The organism is Pseudomonas sp. FG-3G, from assembly GCF_901007645.1.
Taxonomy (GTDB): Bacteria; Pseudomonadota; Gammaproteobacteria; order Pseudomonadales; family Pseudomonadaceae; genus Aquipseudomonas; species Aquipseudomonas rhizophila.
On the sequence record NZ_CAAKGZ010000014.1, the window covers coordinates 12,513 to 34,335 of the forward strand.

At 64.1% G+C, this 21,823-nt stretch carries 2 protein-coding genes (1 of these 2 running past the window's edge); both read left to right on the forward strand.

What is annotated here, in order from left to right:
* Nucleotides 1-12,351: a non-ribosomal peptide synthetase gene (locus PSEUDOMOFG3G_RS07270; RefSeq protein WP_139049525.1), complete on the forward strand. Its 12,351-nt coding sequence runs from the start codon at nt 1-3 to the stop codon at nt 12,349-12,351.
* Nucleotides 12,351-21,823 carry the 5' portion of a non-ribosomal peptide synthase/polyketide synthase gene (locus tag PSEUDOMOFG3G_RS07275; RefSeq protein WP_139049526.1) on the forward strand. 4,057 nt of this gene lie beyond the right edge of the window, so 9,473 of the gene's 13,530 nt are visible here — the first part of the coding sequence; the start codon lies at nt 12,351-12,353; the stop codon falls past the right edge of the window. Before PSEUDOMOFG3G_RS07270 ends, PSEUDOMOFG3G_RS07275 begins: the two co-directional genes overlap by 1 nt.

Genomic DNA, 21,823 nt, shown 5'->3' on the forward strand with positions numbered 1-21,823 from the left:
ATGAATGCTGAAGACGCCTTGAAACTTGCTCGCCGGTTTATCGGGTTGCCCCTGGACAAGCGCCGGATGTTCCTGGCGGCGCTGGACAAGGAGGGCGTCGAGTTCAGCGGTTTCCCCATCCCCCAGGGCGTTGAAGCCGAAGATCGCCAAGCCTTGTCCTACGCCCAGCAGCGCATGTGGTTCCTCTGGCAGCTGGAGCCCGGCAGCGCGGCCTACAACCTGCCGGGGGCGGTGCGGCTCAAGGGCGCGTTGAGCCTGACGGCGCTGGAGCAGGCCTTCGCCAGCCTCGTCGCGCGTCACGAAACCCTGCGTACGGTGTTCCAGCGTCAGGCGGACGATAGCCTGTTGCAAGTGCCGACCTGCGCGCCGCTGCTGATCGAGCAACAGGATTTCAGTGCCTTGCCGGCCGCCGAGCGCGAACGGGCAGTGGCCGAGGCGGCGCAGCAACAGTCACTGCTGCCGTTCGATCTGGCGGTCGGGCCGCTGCTGCGGGTCAAGCTGCTCACGCTCGACGAGCAGGACCATGTGCTGTTGCTGACCTTGCACCACATCGTCTCCGACGGCTGGTCGATGAACGTGCTGATCGACGAATTCATCCGTTGCTACGACGCCCATGAAGCGGGGCAGTCGCCGCAACTCGCGCCGCTGCCGATCCAGTACAGCGATTACGCCCTGTGGCAGCGCCGCTGGCTCGAAGCGGGCGAGCAGGCGCGGCAACTCGAGTATTGGCAGGCGCAACTGGGCAGCGAGCATCCGGTGCTCGAGCTGCCGACCGATCACTCGCGCCCGGCCATGCCGAGCTATCGCGGCAGCCGTCATGAGTTTGCCATCGATGCCGTTTTGGCGGAGCAACTGCGCAGCACCGCCCAGCAGCACGGCATCACGCTGTTCATGCTGTTGCTCGGCGCGTTCAACGTGCTGTTGCATCGCTACAGCGGCCAGTCCGATATCCGCGTCGGTGTGCCGATCGCCAACCGCAATCGCGATGAAATCGAAGGCTTGATCGGCTTCTTCGTCAACACCCAGGTGCTGCGCACCGAACTGGATGGGCAGACGCGGGTTGCCGATTTGCTGCGCGCAGTCAAAGAGACCGCACTCGGTGCCCAGGCCCATCAGGACCTGCCATTCGAGCGTCTGGTCGAAGCCTTGAAGCTGGAGCGCAGCCTCAGCCATACGCCGCTGTTCCAGGTGATGTACAACCATCAGCCGCACGTAGCCGACCTCACCACGGTCAGCACCGCGTCCGGGCTGGAACTCGGCATGCTCGACTGGCAGGGCCGCACCACCCAGTTCGACCTGACCCTGGACACCTACGAAAAGGCCGGCAAGCTGCACGCCGCGCTGACGTACGCCAACGACCTGTTCGAAGCGCCAACCATCGCGCGCATGGCCCGGCATTGGTTGCGTTTGCTGGCGGCGATGGTCGCCGATCCGTCGCAACGCATCGGCGAATTGCCGCTGCTCGACGCCGACGAGCACAACACCCTGGTGCACGGTGGCAATGCCACGGCCCAACGCTATCCGACCGATCGCTGCATGCATCAACTGATTGAAGCCCAAGTGGCGCGCACCCCGGATGCTCCGGCGTTGTTGTTTGGCGAACAAAGCCTGAGCTACGCCCAACTCGATGCCCGCGCCAACCGCCTGGCCCATCTGCTGCGTGAGCGCGGTGTGCGGCCGGACACGCTGGTGGGGATCTGCGTCGAGCGTTCGGTGGAGATGGTGGTCGGTCTGCTGGCGATCCACAAGGCCGGCGGCGCCTATGTGCCGCTGGACCCGGAGTACCCGCAGGATCGCCTGGCCTACATGATCGAAGACAGCGGCATCGCCTTGCTGCTGACCCAGCACTCTCTGGCGGCGGAGCTGCCAACCGATGGCGTCAGCGTGATTTTGCTCGATCAGCCGAGTGGCTGGCTCGACGGTTACAGCGAACGTCGCCCCGAGGTGACGGTTGATCCGTTGAGTCTGGCCTATGTGATCTACACCTCCGGTTCCACTGGCAGACCCAAGGGCGCGGGCAACAGTCACGCGGCTCTGGTCAACCGTGTGTGCTGGATGCAGCAGGCTTACGGCCTGGATGACAGCGATGCGGTGTTGCAAAAAACGCCGTTCAGCTTCGATGTGTCGGTGTGGGAATTCTTCTGGCCGCTGATGGCTGGTGCGTGTCTGGTGGTGGCCGCGCCGGGTGCGCACCGCGACCCGCTGCAATTGATCGATATCATCAACCGTTACCGCATCAGCACGCTGCACTTCGTGCCGTCGATGCTGCAGGCGTTTATCCATGAACCGGGCGTGCAAACCTGTGAAGGGCTAAGGCGCATCGTCTGCAGCGGCGAAGCCTTGCCGCTGGATGCGCAGAAACAAGTCTTCGCCAAACTGCCGAACGCCAGCCTCTACAACCTGTACGGGCCGACCGAAGCGGCCATCGACGTGACCCACTGGACATGCGTCGACGAAGGTGCCGATTGCGTGCCGATCGGTCGGCCGATCGCCAACCTGCGCACCCACGTGCTCGACGCGCAATTGGCGCCGGTGCCGTACGGCGTGCCTGGCGAGTTGTACTTGGGTGGTGCGGGGCTGGCGCGCAGTTATCACCAGCGCCCGGCGCTGACCGCCGAGCGTTTTGTACCGTGCCCCTTCCATGACGGCGCGCGCCTGTACCGCACCGGCGACCGGGTGCGCCAGCGTGCCGACGGGGTGATCGAATACCTTGGCCGCCTCGACCATCAGGTCAAGCTGCGTGGCCTGCGCATTGAGCTGGGCGAAATCGAAACCCGCCTGATGCAGCACCCGCTGGTGCGCGAGGCGGTGGTGTTGGTGCAGGACGGCAAGCATCTGGTGGGTTATCTGGTGCTGGAAAACACCCACCCGCACGAGCAGTGGCAGCAGGACCTCAAAGCGTGGCTGCTGGGCAGTCTGCCGGAATACATGGTGCCGACCTACCTGATGCCGTTGGCCGGATTACCGGTCACCGCCAACGGAAAACTGGACCGCAAGGCCCTGCCGCAACCGGATGCGGCGCCACAGCAGGCGTTCGTCGCGCCGCAGGATGCGCTGCAGATCGCGCTGGCTGAAATATGGCAGGATGTACTCGGGCTGGAGCGGGTCGGCCTCGAAGACAATTTCTTCGAGCTGGGCGGTGATTCGATCATCTCCATTCAAGTGGTGAGCCGTGCGCGACAGGTCGGTATCGGTATCAATCCGCGTGATCTGTTCCAGTACCAGACCGTGCGCAGCCTGGCCCTGGTCGCCAGCCTCGACCATCACAGTGCGGTGGACCAGGGGCCTATCACCGGCGAGGCTCTTCTCGGGCCGATCCAGCAGCAGTTTTTCTCGCGGCCGATGAACGCCCGTGAGCACTGGAACCAGTCGCTGCTGCTGACCGCTCGCGAGCCCTTGAATGGGCAATGGCTCGATGCGGCGCTGACGTGCGTGATCAATCATCACGATGCCCTGCGCCTGCGCTTTGTGCCGGGCGCGGACGGCTGGCGACAGAGCCACGGACCGTTGCTGCAAAGCGCTGATCTGTGGTTGCGCGATGCCCAATCCGCCGAGCAACTGAATGCGCTGTGCGACGAGGCGCAGCGCAGCCTCTCCCTGCAAGAAGGGCCGCTGTTGCGCGCCATGTTGGTGAATCTGGCCGACGGCAGTCAGCGGCTGGCGCTGGTCATCCATCACCTGGTGGTAGACGGTGTGTCGTGGCGGGTGTTGCTGGAAGATTTGCAGCAGGCTTACGAACAACTGGCGGCGGGTGGCGGCGTGACCTTGCCGGCCAAGACCAGCGCATTCCAGAGCTGGACCGCGCGTCTGAACGCCGAAGCGCCGCGCTTCGACGATCAGTTGGCCTACTGGAAAGCCCAGCACCAGGGCGCGCTGGACCTGCCGTGCGATCGGCCCCAAGGCAGCCTGGAAAATGCCCACGGCGCGAAGATCGAATGGCGTCTGGATGCCGAACTGACCCGACAATTGCTGCAACGGGCACCTGCTGCGTATCGCACCCAGGTCAACGATCTGCTGCTGACCGCGCTGGCCCGCACCATCACTCGCTGGAGCGGGCAGCCGGACACGCTGATCGAACTGGAAGGTCATGGCCGTGAAGCGCTGTTCGATGACATCGACCTGACCCGGACGGTGGGTTGGTTCACCAGCCTGTTCGCGGTGAAACTGACGGCCAGCGACGATCTCGGTGGGTCGATCAAGGCGATCAAGGAACACCTGCGCGGCGTCCCGGACAAAGGCCTGGGTTATGGCGTGCTGCGTCATTTGGCGGCACCTTCGGTGCGCGCCGAACTGGCGGACCTGGCGCCACCGCGCATCACGTTCAACTATCTCGGCCAGTTCGACCGGCAGTTCGATGAAGCGGCGTTGTTCGTGCCCTCCAGCGAAGGCAGTGGCGTCGCCCAGGACCCGACGGCACCCCTGGCCAACTGGCTGACCGTGGAAGGTCAGGTCTATGGCGGCGAACTGGCGATGAGCTGGGGTTTCAGCCGTGAGATGTTCGACCGCGCGACCGTGCAGCAACTGGTCGATCGATACGCCATTGAGCTCAAGGCGCTGATCGAACACTGCGCCAACCTGGTCACGCCGCAAGCCACACCGTCGGATTTCCCGATGGCGCCTGTCACTCAGGCGCAACTCGACGGGCTGCCGGTGCCGGCCGGCCAGCTCGACGATCTCTATCCACTGTCGCCGATGCAACAGGGACTGTTGTTCCACACCCTCTACGAGCAGGCCGCCGGCGAGTACGTCAACCAGTTGCGGGTGGACGTGCAAGGCCTGGACACCGAACGTTTCCGCGCCGCTTGGCAAGCCACCGTCGATGCGCAGGACATCTTGCGCAGCGGCTTCGTCTGGCAGGGGCAATTGCAGCAGCCGCTGCAGATCGTCCACAAAAAGGTGCAATTGCCGTTCACGGTGCTGGACTGGCGCGAGCATAGCGATCCGTCGCAGGCCCTTGCCGCGCTGGCCGATAGCGAGCGCGCGCAAGGTTTCGATCTGAGCCAGGCGCCGCTGTTGCGCCTGGTGCTGGTGCAGACCGGCGCCGGGCAATGGCATTTGATCTACACCTATCACCACATCTTGATGGACGGCTGGAGCAATTCGCAGCTGCTCGGTGAGGTGATGCAACGCTACAGCGGCCGCACGTCGGCCAGCGCCATCGGGCGCTATCGCGATTACATCGCCTGGCTACAACGTCAGGACGGGCAATTGAGCGAGGCGTTCTGGAGCGCTCAACTGGCGACTTTGCAGGAGCCGACCCGCTTGGCGCGAGTGATGTCCGCCAGCGAAATCCACAGCGGTCATGGCGATCACTTCCAGACCCTGGATGTCCCGCGCACCCAGGCCCTGGAACAGTTTGCCCGCCAGCAGAAAGTCACCCTCAATACCCTGGTGCAAGCGGCGTGGCTGTTGTTGCTGCAACGCTATACTGGTCACGACTGTGTGGCCTTTGGTGCCACTGTGGCCGGGCGTCCGGCGGACTTGCCGGGCATCGAGCAACAGGTCGGCCTGTTCATCAACACGTTGCCGGTGATCGCCGCGCCGCGCCCGGATCAGTCGGTCGGCGCCTGGCTGCAAGCGGTGCAGGCGCAGAACCTCAGCCTGCGGGATTTCGAGCACACGCCGTTGGCCGACATCCAGCGCTGGGCCGGGCAGGGCGGCGAAGCGCTGTTCGACAACATCCTGGTGTTCGAAAACTACCCCATCGCTCAGGCCCTGCAAGAAGGCGCCGGGCAGGGCGTGGTGTTCGGTGAGGTCACGCACCAGGAGCAAACCCATTACCCGTTGAGCGTTGCGGTGACCATTGGCCAGAACTTGGCGCTGCATTACAGTTTCGACCGGGCGCATTTCAGCCCGGCGGCCATCGCCGGCATCAGCGAGCACCTGTTGCAACTGCTGGAACGCTTCGCCGAATCGGCGGTGCGCAACCTGGGGGAAATCGCCTTGGCCGGCGCCGAGGAGCAGGCTCGGCAACAGGCGGCCAACCATCCGCAGCCATACCCGACCGACATTGCCGTACACCAGCGCATCGCCCATCTGGCAGCGCTAAACCCGCACAGCACGGCGGTGATCTTTGACGGTCAGCGTTTCAGCTATGGCGACATCGAGCGGCGGGCGAACCAATTGGCCCACGCACTGATGGCCCATGGTGTGGGCCCGGAAACGCGGGTCGGCGTGGCCTTGCCGCGCAGCGAAGGGGTGATTGTCGCGCTGCTGGCGGTGCTCAAGGCCGGCGGTGCTTATGTGCCGCTGGACACCGGCTATCCCCGTGAACGCCTGGCGTACCTGATCGAGGATTCAGGGCTGGCGTTGTTGCTCACCGACTCCCGGGTGTCGGCGCAGTTGCCGTTGGAAGGCGCCGCCCAGGTGCTGGAGCTCGATCGCCTGGACCTGAGCCAGCAACCGCTGAGCGCACCGTCCGTCCAGATCGACCCGCAAAACCTCGCCTATGTGATCTACACCTCCGGTTCCACCGGAAATCCCAAGGGTGTGAGTGTGGCCCATGGTCCGCTGGCGATGCACTGCCAGGCCATCGGCGAGCGCTATGAAATGCACAGCAGCGATTGCGAATTCCATTTCATGTCCTTCGCCTTCGACGGTGCCCATGAGCGCTGGCTCACCAGCCTGACCCACGGTGCCTCCTTGCTGATTCGCGATGACAGCCTGTGGACCCCGGAACAAACCTACAACGCCCTGCGCGAGCACGCTGTGACGGTGGTGGCGTTCCCGCCGGTGTACCTGCAACAACTGGCCGAACACGCCGAGCGCGAAGGCAACCCGCCGAAGGTGCGGATCTATTGCTTTGGCGGCGATGCGGTGGCCAACGCCAGTTTCGAACGGGTCAAGCGCGCCCTGAATCCAGATTTCATCATCAACGGCTACGGCCCGACCGAAACCGTGGTCACGCCGCTGATCTGGAAAGCGGGTCGTGACGAGGTGTGCGGCGCCGCGTATGCGCCCATCGGCAGCCGCATCGGCGACCGCAGCGCTTACGTGCTGGACGCCGACCTGAACCTGCTGCCCCAAGGCATGGCCGGTGAGCTGTACCTGGGCGGCAGCGGTCTGGCTCGTGGTTACCTCAACCGTCCAGGCTTGACGGCCGAGCGGTTTATCGCCGACCCGTTCAGTGCTGGTGGTGGCTTGCTGTACCGCACCGGCGACCTGGTGCGCCAGCGCGCCGACGGCACGTTCGATTACCTGGACCGCATCGACAACCAGGTGAAGATTCGTGGTTTCCGTATCGAATTGGGAGAAGTCGAAGCCAGCCTGCAAGCCCTCGAGGGCGTGCGTGAAGCGGTGGTGGTCGCCCAGGAAGGCAGCGCCGGCAGCGGCAAGCGTCTGGTGGCCTATGTGGTGGCCGATGAATCAATGGCTCCGCGTGCCGATTTCACCGAGCACCTGCGCGATCAACTCAAGGCTACCCTGCCGGCGCACATGGTCCCGGCCTATCTGCTGCTGCTCAAACGCCTGCCACTGACCCCCAACGGCAAGCTCGACCGCAAGAACCTGCCCAAGCCTGACGTCAGTCAATTGCAGCAACGCTACGTGGCACCGCGCAGCACCCTGGAGCAGCAACTGGCGTCCATCTGGCAGGACGTGCTCAAGCTCGGCCAAGTCGGCCTGCGGGATAACTTCTTCGAACTGGGGGGCGATTCCATCGTCTCGATCCAGGTGGTCAGCCGCGCCCGTCAGTCCGGTATTCACTTCACCCCCAAAGACTTGTTCCAGCACCAGACCATCGAAGCGTTGGCGGTGGTGGCGCGTTCGGGTGAAACCACGCAGGTCATCGATCAAGGGCCGGTGAGCGGTACGCTGACCCTGTTGCCGGTGCAACGGCTGTTCTTCGGGCAGGCGATCCCTGAGCGTCAGCACTGGAACCAGGCGGTGATGCTCAAACCCACGCACGCCCTGGATGCCCGCGTGCTGGCGCAAGCCTTGAGCGCGCTGGTGGTGCACCACGATGGCCTGCGCTTGAGCTTCAGCGAACGCAGCGAGGGCTGGCAGGCCACTTACCGGTCCCCGGCCAGCCACTGCGCAGAGCTGCTTTGGGCGGTGGACGTGCCTGACGCCCAGGCGCTGGAAAACATTGCCAACCGCGCGCAACGCAGCCTGGACCTGCAAGACGGTCCGCTGCTGCGGGCGGTGCTGGCGACGTTGGCCGATGGCAGTCAGCGGCTGTTGCTGGTGATCCATCACCTGGTGGTGGATGGCGTGTCGTGGCGGATTCTGTTCGACGATCTGCAAAGCGCCTACCGGCAACTGGCCGACGGCGGGATGCTGCAGTTGCCGGCGAAAACCACCTCGGCACAGGTCTGGGCCGAACGTTTGCAAGGTTATGCCCGCAGCGCGTCGTTGCAGGAAGAACTGGCCTACTGGCAGACCCGGCTGGAGGGTGTCGATGGGCGGTTGCCGATGGACAATCCCCAGGGCGGCCAGCACAACCACCTCGCGCTGACGGTACACACCCGGCTCGATGCTTCATTGACTCGCCAATTGCTGCAAGACGCGCCCAAGGCCTATCGCACCCAGGTCAATGATCTGCTGCTCACCGCTTTGGCCCGGGTCATGGTGCGCTGGACCGGCACCGACAGCGCGTTGATCCAGCTCGAAGGCCATGGCCGCGAAGCGTTGTTCGATGACGTGGACCTGACCCGCACCGTCGGTTGGTTCACCAGCCTGTACCCGGCCAGACTGACGCCGTCGATGGACCTGGGGACCTCTCTCAAGCAGATCAAGGAGCAGTTGCGCTCGATCCCCAACAAAGGCCTGGGTTTCGGTGCCTTGGCTCATCTGGCGGATAACCCGACGCAGGCGATCCTTGCCCGGCTGCCGGTACCGCAGCTGACCTTCAATTACCTGGGGCAGTTCGATGCCAGCTTTAGCGAAGCGCAAGGTGCCTTGTTCGTGCCGGCCAGCGAAGGCGCCGGCGATGAATTGAACGCCCAGGCTCCGCTGGCCAACGTCCTGGCGCTGAACGGCCAAGTGTTTGGCGGCGAACTGAACCTGGGCTGGACCTTCAGCCGCGAGCAGTTCAACGAAGCCACCGTTCAGGCCCTGGCCGACGATTACGCCCGCGAGCTGCAAGGCTTGATCGAACATTGCTGCCACGGCGAGCATGGCGGCGTGACGCCGTCGGACTTCCCCCTAGCCCGCCTGAACCAGCAGCAACTCGATGATTTGCCGGTGGCGACGGCGCAGATCGCCGACCTGTATCCACTGTCGCCGATGCAACAAGGGATGCTGTTCCATAGCGTCTACGGCGACGCCACGGGCGACTACATCAACCAATTGCGCCTGGACGTTGAAGGCCTGGAGCCGCAACGTTTCCGTCAAGCCTGGCAGGCGGCGGTGGACGCCCATGACATCCTGCGCACACGGTTTGTCTGGCAGGGTGACCTGCCAGATCCGGTGCAGATCGTCAGCAAGCAATTGGACTTGCCTTACCGCTTGCATGATTTGCGGGACGATGCGCAGCGCGATGAAACCTTGCAGGCCCTGGCCGAAGCCGAGCGTCGGCAGCTGGACCTGAGCGCGCCGGCCCTGTTGCGACTGCTGATCGTGCGGCTCGATGAGCAGCGCTATCAGTTGATCTACACCCATCATCACATCCTGATGGACGGCTGGAGCAATTCCCAGTTGCTGGGGGAAGTGTTGCAGCGCTACAGCGGCCAGAGCGTCTCGGTTCACGGCAGTCGTTACCGCGACTACATCGCCTGGCTGCAACGCCAGGATGGTGCCGCCAGCGAAGCGTTTTGGAAGCCTGCGCTGCAACGTTTGGAGGTCCCGACGAGGCTGGCCGATGCCGTTGCGCAGTCCGGGGAGGCCGACACGGGCTACGGCGATCACGTGCAGGTCCTGGACGAGACGCTGACCCGCCGTCTGGAAGCTTTCGCCCGTGCCTCGAAAGTCACCGTCAACACGCTGGTGCAGGCCGCGTGGCTGCTGCTGTTGCAGCGTTACACCGGCAAAGACACCGTGGCCTTCGGCGCGACGGTGGCTGGTCGTCCGGCGGACTTGCCCGGTATCGAGCAGCAGATCGGCCTGTTCATCAACTCCCTGCCGGTGATCGCCAGCCCTCGGGCCGAGCAGTCCCTGGACAGTTGGCTGCAAGCGCTACAAGCACAGAACCTGGCGCTGCGCGAGTTTGAGCACACCGCGTTGCTGGACATCCAGCGCTGGGCCGGGCAGGGCGGTGAAGCGCTGTTCGACAGTTTGCTGGTGTTCGAAAACTATCCGATTGCCCAGGCCTTGGAACAGGGCGCGCCGGATGGCCTGCGCTTTGGTCCGGCGGCCACCCAAGAGCAGACCAACTACCCGTTGACGCTGTTGGTGGGCCTGGATCGGCAGTTGTCGGTGCACATGAGCTACCAGCGGGCCAGTTTCGAACCCGCCACAGTGACGCGACTGGCGACCCATCTGGCTCAGTTGCTGGGCCAGATGACCGATAGCGGCGAGCGTTGCCTGGGTGAACTGTCGATGCTGGAGTTCGATGAGCATCAGCGTCTGACCCACGATTGGAACCCGGTTGATGCGCCCTTCGAACAAGCGCTGTGCATTCACCAGATGATTGCTCGCCAGGCCGAGGCCACACCGGATGCCCTGGCGGTGACCTTCGCCAATACCCGACTGAGCTACAGCGAAGTCGATGGCCGCGCCAATCGCCTGGCTCACCAGCTCATCGAAATGGGCGTGGGCCCGGAAGTGCGTGTGGGCGTGGCGATGCCGCGCTCCGAGCACCTGCTGATTGCCCTGCTGGCGGTGCTCAAGGCCGGTGGCGCCTACGTGCCGCTGGACCCGGATTACCCGGCCGAGCGCGTGGCCTACATGCTCGACGACAGCCGCGCGCGGGTATTGCTGACTGAACAATCGGTGGCGGCAACGCTGAGCGTACCGGCCGAAACCGCCGTGCTCATGCTGGATCAGCTCGACCTGGCGCACTACCCATTGAGCGCACCCCACACAACCGTGACGCCCGACAACCTCGCCTACGTGATCTACACCTCCGGCTCCACCGGCCAGCCCAAGGGCGTGGCGATTGCCCATCGCAACGTGCTGGCGCTGATCGACTGGTCCAGATCGGTCTACAGTCGCGATGACATTCAGGGCGTGCTCGCTTCGACCTCGGTGTGCTTCGACTTGTCGGTGTGGGAGCTGTTCGTGACCCTGGCCAACGGCGGTTCGCTGATCATCGCCCGCAACGCCCTGGAGCTGCCGCAACTGCCGGCCCGCGATCAAGTACGGCTGATCAACAGCGTGCCCTCGGCCATCGCCGCGTTGCAGCGCAGCGGCGAGATTCCGGCCAGCGTGCGCATCATCAACCTGGCCGGGGAACCGCTGAAGCAAAGCCTGGTGGACTCTCTGTACTGTGAGAGCGGCATTGAGCACGTCTACGACCTTTACGGTCCCTCGGAAGACACCACTTATTCCACCTGGACCCGCCGCACTGCCGGCGGCACGGCGAACATCGGCCGGCCCGTCAAGCACACCGCCAGCTACCTGCTCGACGCCAACCTGCAAGCGGTGCCCCAGGGCGTTTCAGCCGAGCTGTACCTGAGCGGCGCGGGCATCACCCGTGGCTACCTCGGCCGCGCCGCGATGACGGCCGAGAAGTATGTGCCCAACCCATTTTCCACAAACGGCGAACGGCTGTACCGCACGGGTGACTTGAGCCGTTATCGCGCCGATGGCGTGCTCGAGTATCAGGGCCGCATCGACCATCAGGTGAAGATCCGCGGCTTCCGCATCGAGTTGGGAGAAATCGAAGCACGGCTGCTGCAACAACCCCAGGTGCGTGAAGTGGCGGTGCTGGCCCAGGACGTGTCGGGCGGCCAGCAACTGGTGGCCTACGTGGTCGCTCCGTCCCTGAACCTGGATGACACCGAGGAGCAACGCGCACTGCGCGATGAACTCAAGGCCAGGCTCAAGGAGCACCTGCCCGACTACATGATCCCGACCCATCTGCTGTTCCTCGAGCAATTGCCGCTGACCCCCAACGGCAAGCTCGACCGCAAGGCCCTGCCGGCTGTGGACACTGGCTGGTTGCAGGCCGGTTATGTCGCTGCGGTCACTGAGCTTGAGCAGCAGGTCGCGGCGATCTGGGCACAGGTGCTCACGGTGCAGCGCGTGGGCCTGAACGATCACTTTTTCGAGCTGGGCGGCCATTCGCTGCTGGCAGTCAATGTCGTCTCGCGCATGGCGCTCGAACTGGGGTTGACCCTGACCCCGCAACTGATTTTCCAGCACCCCGTCCTGAGGGATTTTGTCGCGCAACTGGACACCGGGGACGCGCCAATCAATGAACAGAAACTCAGCAAGCTGCAAGCCCTGCTTGATGAAATGGAGGAAGTCTGATGGACAAGAGTGTTGCTTTGACGATTGCCAAGCGCTTTATCACTCTGCCGCTGGACAAACGTAAGCTGTACCTGGAGAAGATGCTCGAAGAGGGCGTCTCGCCGGCCAATTTGCCGATTCCCCAGGTCCGTCTCGGGTTCGAACACATCCCGCTCTCCTACGCACAGGAACGTCAATGGTTCCTCTGGCAAATGGATCCCCACAGCTCGGCTTACCACATCCCCAGTGCCCTGCGCCTCAAAGGGCAGTTGGACGTGCCGGCCCTGGAGCGCAGTTTCAACGCACTGCTCGAGCGCCACGAAAGCTTGCGCACCACCTTCGGCGAGAACGGCGAGCAGACCGTGCAGGTCATCCACCGGCACATGCCCCTGGGCATCGCCGTGCAGGCCTTGACCGCCGCTCCGTTGGCCAGCGAGGACGACGCCATCAAGGCGTTCGTCGAGGCTGAAACCGCACGCCCGTTCGATTTGCGCCAGGGGCCGTTACTGCGGGTTTCGCTGTTGAAAATCGCCGAGGACGACCACGTGCTGGCGCTGATCCAGCACCACATCATTGCCGATGGCTGGTCGATGCAGGTGCTGGTGGATGAGCTGGTGCGTCACTACGCGGCCGACACCGCCAGCCAGCCGTTGGCGTTGCCAGCGCTGAGTGTGCAATACGCCGACTATGCGATCTGGCAGCGTCACTGGCTCGAGGCCGGTGAGCGTGAGCGGCAGTTGGCCTATTGGGTGCAGACCCTGGGCGACGAACAACCGGTATTGGAGTTGCCCCTCGATCATCCGCGCCCGCCCGTGCAGAGTTTTCGCGGGGCGCGCCTGGACCTGAACCTGCCGCCGGAACTGGGCGCGGCGCTCAAGCAGTTGGCCCAGCGCGAAGGTGCCAGTCTGTTCATGGTCTTGCTGGCCTCGTTCCAGGCCTTGCTGCATCGCTACAGCGGCCAGCCGCAGATCCGCGTCGGCGTGCCGGTGGCTAACCGCAATCGGGTCGAGACCGAGGGCCTGATCGGCTTTTTCGTCAACACCCAGGTGCTCAACGCTCATGTGGATGGACAACTGCCGTTCGACCGTTTGCTCGCGCAGGTCAAGCAGTCGGCCATGGCCGCCCAGGCTCATCAGGACTTGCCGTTCGAGCAGTTGATCGAGGCCCTGCAACCTGAGCGCAGCCTCAGCCACAGTCCGATCTTCCAGGTCATGTTCAACCACCAGACCGCCAGCGACACCCAGGACCGGCAACTGCAACTGCCGCACTTGAACGTCGAAGACCTGGTGTGGGAAGGGCGCACCGCCCAGTTCGATCTGACCCTGGGCACTTATGAAACCGGGCAGGGTGTCGCGGCGGAGCTGACCTACGCCACCGACCTGTTCGAACCCCACACCATCGAACGCCTGGCCTGCCACTGGCTGAACCTGTTGCAGGGCATCGTCGATGCGCCGCAGCAGCGCATCGGTGAGTTGCCGCTGCTCGACACCGCCCAGCAGCGCCGCACACAGCAAGACTGGCACCGCGTGGTCGACCATGGCAGCGATGCCCTGTGCGTGCACCAGCGCATCGCCGAACAGGCGCGGATAACGCCTGATGCACTGGCGCTGAGCATTGATGGACAGGCCCTGAGCTACGGGCAACTGGATACCCGCGCCAACCAACTCGCCCACCGCTTGATCGGCCTGGGCGTGACGCCGGACCAGCCGGTGGGCATCGCGGTGCAGCGCAGCGCCGAGATGCTTGTCGGCCTGCTGGCGATTCTCAAGGCCGGAGGCGCTTATGTGCCGCTGGACCCGGCGTACCCCGAGGATCGCCTGGCCTACATGATCCAGGACAGCGGCATCGAGTTGCTGCTGACCCAGGCCCGCTTGCAGGCTCAACTGCCGATCCCGGCGACCCTGCGCACCCTGTTGCTGGACCAGCCGGACGCCGCGTGGCAGGCCGCACCGTCCACATGCCCGGCGGTGCCATTGACCACCGAGCACCTGGCCTACGTCATCTACACCTCCGGTTCCACCGGTAAACCCAAGGGCGTCATGGTCCGCCATGGCGCGCTGAGCAACTTCGTCACCAGCATGATCGCCCGGCCAGGCATCACGGCCAGCGATCGCATGCTGTCGCTGACGACGTTTTCCTTCGACATTTTTGGCCTGGAAATCTACGGGCCGTTGTCGGCCGGCGCCAGCGTGGTGCTGACCGGCCAGGACGTGCACCAGGATCCGCAAGCGGTGCTGGCGCTGATCGAGCGTCACGACGTGAGCGTGCTGCAAGCCACACCTTCGAGCTGGCGCATGTTGCTGGATCATGAGCACTCGGCGGTGCTGGCCGGTCGCACGTTCCTCTGCGGCGGCGAGGCGTTGCCCCTGGAGTTGGCGCAACGACTGCTGGCGCTTTCGCCGAAGGTCTGGAATCTCTATGGCCCGACCGAGACCACGATCTGGTCGGCGGTGCATCCGCTGAGTCTGGAAAACAGCCGTCCGTTCCTGGGCAAGCCGCTGGACAACACCGCCCTGTACATCGTAGGCAGTGACCTGACGCTCAACCCTCCGGGCGCCCCGGGTGAGTTGCTGATCGGCGGCGACGGGCTGGCCCGCGGCTACTTTCAACGTCCGGCGTTGACCGCCGAGCGGTTTGTGCCGGACCCGTTCTCCACCTCGGGTGAGCGGCTGTACCGCACCGGCGACCTGACCCGTTATCGGGCCGAAGGCGTGGTCGAGTACATCGGACGCATCGACCATCAGGTCAAGATTCGCGGCTTGCGTATCGAGCTGGGTGAAATCGAAGCCGCATTGCTGGCCCAGGACACTGTGCGGGAAACCGTGGTGGTGGCCCATGAAGCCCCGACCGGTGCACAACTGGTGGGTTACGTGGTGCCCGCGACCAGTGAAATAGCGGACGAGGCTTCGTTACGCGCTTCGCTCAAGGCCGCGCTCAAGGCGCAATTGCCCGAGTACATGGTTCCGGCGCACTTGGTGTTCCTGGCACAACTGCCGCTGACGCCCAATGGCAAGGTCGATCGCAAGGCGTTGCCGGCGCCCGATGTGGGCGAAGTGCAGCGGCATTACGTGGCGCCCCGCAGTCAGCGTGAGCAACAGGTGGCGGCGATCTGGCAGGAGGTGCTCAAGCTTGAGCGGGTAGGGCTGGAGGACAACTTCTTCGAGTTGGGCGGGCACTCGCTGCTGGTCACCCAGGTGGTGTCTCGGGTCCGTCGAGCGTTGGCTATCGAAGTGCCGCTGCGCAGCCTGTTCGAACACAGCACGTTGCAGGACTTCGTCAATGCTCTCGACGCCGGCCAAGGCGAGCAGGCGCCTGCGATGGTGCCGGTGACGCGTGACGCACCGCTGCCGCTGTCGTTTGCCCAGGAACGCCAGTGGTTCCTGTGGAAAATGGACCCCGACAGCGCCGCCTACAATATTCCGACTGCGCTGCGGATGCGCGGTGCGCTGGACAAAATCGCCCTGCGCCACAGTTTTGAAGCGCTGCTGCAACGTCACGAAAGCCTGCGCACGGAGTTCGTGGAGGACGATGGCCGCACCTGCCAGGTGATTCGCCCACAGGGGCAGGTCCACTTCGTCGAGCAACGCCTGGCAGTGGCTGACGAGGCCAGTATTCAGGCGTTCCTCGAGCAGCAGACGCAACGCCCGTTCGATCTGCTGAGCGAGGCGCTGTTGCGCGTGGCGCTGCTGGATGTGAGCGAGCAGGAGCACATTCTGGTCCTGACCGTGCATCACATCGTTGCCGACGCCTGGTCGTTGCAGGTGATGGTCGACGACCTGATGAGCCTGTATTCGGCGTTCATTCAGGAACAGCCTGCGCAGTTGCCGCCTCTGGCGGTGCAATACGCCGACTATGCCGTCTGGCAGCGGCAATGGATGGCCGCCGGCGAACGGGAGCGACAACTGGCCTACTGGACCGGGCAACTGGGCAGCGAGCAACCGCTGTTGGAGCTGCCCACGGACCATCCGCGCCCGGCGCAGCAAAGCCTGCGCGGCGCGCGTTTGCCGATTGTGCTGGATCGCTCGCTGAGCGACGCCCTCAAAGCCCTGGCCCGACGGGAAAACGTCACGCTGTTCGTGCTGTTGCTCGGTTCTTTCCAAGCGCTGCTACATCGCTACAGCGGTCAGGCCGACATCCGCGTCGGGGTGCCGATTGCCAACCGTCATCGCCTGGAAACCGAGCGGTTGATCGGTTTCTTCGTCAATACCCAGGTGCTGCGGGCCGAATTCCACCGTGATCTGACCGGCGCAGATTTGCTGCAACAACTCAAGCAGACAGCCATGGCGGCGCAGATGCATCAGGACCTGCCGTTCGAGCAATTGGTCGATGCCTTGCAACCGCAGCGCAACCTGAGCCACAGCCCGTTGTTCCAGGCCATGTTCAACCACCGCAACGAAACCGGTGCGGCACTGGCCAATGCCTTGCCGGGCCTGGCGGTCGAACCGCTTGGCTGGGAACAGCGCACCGCACAATTCGACCTGAGCCTGGATACCAGTGAGAGCCCGCAAGGCCTGCACGCCGCCCTGACCTATGCCACGGATCTGTTCGAGCCGGCCACCATCGAGCGCATGGGCCGGCATTGGCTCAACCTGTTGCAAGGCCTGGTGCAGGACCTGCATCGGCCCGTTGCGCAGTGGGCGCTACTGGACGCTGACGAACGGCGGCGGATGCTGCTCGACTGGAACGCGACGACGGCGCAATACCCCCTCGATCGCAGTGTGCACGGGTTGATCGAAGAACAGGTGCGGCGAACCCCGGACGCCCCGGCGCTGGTTTTCGGCGAGCAACGCCTGACGTATGCCCAGCTCAACACCCGGGCCAATCGCTTGGCTCACCGGCTGATCGAGCAGGGTGTCGGTCCGGATGTGCTGGTGGGCATTGCCGTGGAGCGTTCCGTGGAAATGGTGCTGGGGCTGTTGGCGATTCTCAAGGCCGGCGGTGCCTACGTGCCGCTGGACCCTGAATATCCACGGGAGCGCCTGGCCTATATGTTTGAAGACAGCGGCATCGGTTTGCTGCTGACCCAAAGCCACTTGCTTGAACAATTGCCGATCCCGCCGGGGCTGCGCAGCCTGGTGCTGGATCTGCCCGATGACGGGCTGCAAGCAGGCCTCGACGCCAATCCGCACGTCAGACTCGACGGCGAAAACCTGGCGTATGTGATCTACACCTCGGGTTCCACCGGCAAGCCCAAGGGCGCGGGTAATCGTCATTCGGCGTTGGTCAACCGGCTGTGCTGGATGCAGGACGCGTATCGGCTGGAGGCGGACGACAGCGTGCTGCAAAAAACGCCGTTCAGTTTCGACGTGTCGGTCTGGGAGTTTTTCTGGCCGCTGCTGACCGGCTCGACACTGGTGGTGGCCGCGCCGGGCGCTCATCGCGCCCCGACACAACTGATCGAACTGATCACCGCGCAGCGCATCACCACGCTGCACTTCGTGCCGTCGATGTTGCAGGCTTTCCTGCAAGACCCACACGTGGCCGAATGCACCAGCCTGAAACGCATCGTGTGCAGTGGTGAAGCCTTGCCGGTGGATGCGCAGCAGCAGGTGTTCGCCAAACTGCCGAACGCCGGCCTGTACAACCTCTACGGTCCGACCGAGGCGGCCATCGACGTGACCCATTGGACCTGTGTCGAGGAGGGGCGCGACAGCGTGCCGATCGGTCAACCGATTGCCAACCTGGGCACCTGCATCCTCGATGATGAACTGTCACCGGTGCCAGTAGGGGTGATCGGCGAGCTGTACCTGGCGGGCGAGGGCCTGGCCCGTGGTTACCATCGACGTCCGGCGCTGACGGCCGAGCGGTTCGTGACCGGCCCCTTCGGCAATGGTCAGCGCCTGTATCGCACCGGCGACCTGGCGCGCTACCGCGCCGATGGCGTGATCGAATACGCCGGGCGGATGGATCATCAGGTGAAGATCCGTGGCCTGCGCATCGAGTTGGGTGAAATTGAAGCGCGCCTGGCCGAGCACGACGACGTGCGTGAAGCCGTTGTCATCGCTCAGGACGGGAGCTTGCTGGTGGCCTACGTGGTGCCGGCGCGCGCCGAGTTGCTGGCCGCCGAAGACATCGTTCGCCAGACACTGCAAGGTCATCTCAAGGAGCATTTGAGCCAGGCCTTGCCCGACTACATGGTGCCGCAGCACTGGTTGTGGCTGGAAAAAATGCCCGTCAGCCCCAACGGTAAACTGGAGCGCAAGGCGCTGCCCAAGGCCGATATCACCGCCAACCCCAAGGCTTACATCGCACCGGTCACCGCCATCGAACAGGCGTTGGCCGGTATCTGGCAAAGCGTGCTCGGGCGCGGGCAAGTGGGGCTCAGCGACAACTTCTTCGAGCTGGGGGGCGATTCGATTGTCTCCATCCAGATGGTCAGCCGGGCCCGTCAGGCAGGCATCCATTTCAGCCCCAAGGATCTGTTCATACATCAGACCATCCAGGGTCTGGCCAGCGTGGCGACCCTGGGTGACAGCGGGCTGGCTATCGATCAGGGGCCGGTGACGGGAGAGACGCTGCTGCTGCCGTTCCAGCAATGGTTTTTCGACCAGCCCATGGCCGAGCCTCATCACTGGAACCAGTCGGTGCTGCTCAAGGGGTTGCGGCCTTTACACGCCGGGCATCTGGAGCAGGCGTTGCAGGCATTGGTTGCCCATCACGATGCCTTGCGCCTGGCCTTCAGGCGTGAGGACGACGCCTGGACCGCTCGCCATCAAACACTCGCTGAACAGCAGGCGATCTGGCGTCGCTCACCGCTGTTGTGGACGGCTGAGGTGGCAGATGCCCCGGCGCTGGAGCGCCTGGCCGAACAAGCCCAGCGCAGCCTGGACCTGGAAAGCGGCGCGTTGTTGCGCGGTGTCCTGGCGAACCTGGCCGATGGCAGCCAACGGCTGTTGCTGGTGATCCATCACCTGGTGGTGGACGGGGTGTCCTGGCGCATTCTGCTGGAAGACCTGCAACAGGCTTATGAACAATTGCAGGCCGGCCAGACCCCGAAACTGCCGGCCAAGACCAGCGCCACCCAGGCCTGGGCGCAACGCTTGAAAACCCATGCGGGCAGTGCAGCGTTCCAAACCCAGATGGCGTACTGGCAAGGGCAACTTGAGGGCGCTCGCGGCGATTTGCCCTGTGACCGGCCGCAGGGCGAACTGCGCAGGTGTCATGGGGCGCAGGTCCAGACGCAGCTGGATAAAAACCAGACCCGCCATCTCTTGCAGCAAGCGCCAGCGGCCTATCGCACTCAGGTCAACGATCTGCTCCTGACGGCCCTGGCCCGGGTGATCGGTCGCTGGACCGGGGAGGCCTCGACCTTGATTCAGTTGGAGGGCCATGGCCGCGAGGCTCTGTTCGATGACCTGGATTTGAGCCGCAGCGTCGGCTGGTTCACCAGCCTGTTTCCGGTCCGGTTGACACCGGCCACGACCACCGAGGATTCGATCAAGGCCATCAAGGAACAATTGCGCGCGATACCCGACAAGGGCCTCGGATTCGCCGTGCTGCGCTACCTGGGTGATGAGTCGACGCGGCGTGCCCTGCAGGCGTTGCCGGTGCCACGCATCACCTTCAACTATCTGGGCCAGTTCGACAGCGGATTTGCTGATGACGCCGCTGGGCTGTTTGTTCCGGCCGGCGAACCGGCGGGCGCGCCACAGAGCCCGCTGGCGCCGCTGGACAATTGGCTGACGCTCAATGGCAGCGTCTACGCGGGCGAATTGAGCATCGACTGGACATTCAGCACGCAGATGTTCGATGAGTCGACGATCCAGGCGCTGGCCCTGGATTACGCTCAGGAGCTGCAGGCGTTGATCGAGCACTGCTGCCAGACCCGGCATCAGGGCTTCACACCGTCGGACTTCCCGCTGGCCGGGTTGACTCAGGCCCAGCTGGACACGTTGCCGCTGGCTGCGCGGCAGATCGAAGACATCTATCCGTTGTCGCCCATGCAGCAAGGCATGCTGTTCCATACGCTGTATGAGCAACAGGCCGGCAATTACATCAATCAACTGCGTGTTGATGTCGCAGGCTTGGACGTCGAGCGCTTCCGCCAGGCCTGGCAGGCGGCCATGGACACCCATGAAGTGCTGCGCAGCAGTTTCGTCTGGGACGGTGATTTCAAGCGGGCGTTGCAGGTTGTACACAAGCAGATGGAGGTTGCATTCCTGTTCCACGATGGAGGCGCCGCAGCGAATCCATCCCAGGACCTGGACGCCCTGGCGTTGGCGCAGCGCCAGCAGGGTTTCGAGCTGGATGCGGCGCCGCTGTTGCGCTTGCTGGTGGTGCGCGTGGCAGAGGACCGCTATCACCTGATCTACACCAGCCATCACATCCTGATGGACGGCTGGAGCAACTCGCAGTTGCTGGGGGAAGTGTTGCAGCGCTACAGCGGCCAGGCACCGGCCCGACCGTCTGGACGTTATCGGGACTACATCGACTGGTTGTCGCTTCAGGACCCACAGGCCAGCGAGCAATTCTGGACGGCACAACTGGCCGAACTGGACGAGCCGACCCACCTTGCGGGGGCCTTTGCCCGGGACCATCGCGGCGAGGCAAGCGACGGCCACGGCGAATATGAGCAGGTGCTCGATACCCATGCCACGGCCCGGCTGCATGCCTTTGCCCGCGAGCAGAAAGTGACGGTCAACACACTGGTGCAAGCGGCCTGGCAGCTATTGCTGCAACGTTGCACCGGGCAGTCAGTGGTTGCCTTTGGCGCCACCGTGGCCGGACGTCCCGCGCATATTCCCGGCGTGGAGCAACAGATCGGTCTGTTCATCAACACCTTGCCGCTGGTTGGCAGCCCGCGGGCGGAGCAGAGCATCGGCCAGTGGTTGCAAGAGGTCCAGGGGCGGAACCTGAGCCTGCGCGAGCACGAACACACGCCGCTGTTCGACATCCAGCGCTGGGCCGGGCAGGGCGGTGCGGCGCTGTTCGACACGTTGCTCGTGTTCGAGAACTATCCGGTGTCCCAGGCGTTGCAGCAGGGCGCCCCGGACACGTTGCGCTTCGGTGAAGTCGCCAATCATGAACAAACCAACTATCCACTGACCCTGGCGGTGAACCTGGGTGACACGCTGTCGTTACTCTTGAGCTACAACCACGCCAGCTTCGCGCCAGACGACATTGTCGGTATCGGCCAGTCCCTGCGTTATCTGCTGGAGCAGATGGTGCTCGGCGGCGAGCGCTCGGTGGGGCAACTGTCGTTGCTCGATGCAGGACAGCACCGGGTTCAGCAGGCTTGGAACGCCACCACGACGCCGTACCCGCTCGATTGCAGCGTGCAGCGACTGATTGAAGCGCAGGTGGTCAAGACGCCTGATGCTTGTGCCCTGGTATTTGCCGGGCACCGGCTGAGCTATGCGGCCCTCAATGCCCAGGCCAACCAACTGGCCCATGTACTGATGGAGCAAGGCGTCGGGCCGGATGTGTTGGTGGGTATCGCCGTGGAGCGTTCGGTGGAAATGGTGGTCGGCCTGCTGGCGATCCTCAAGGCCGG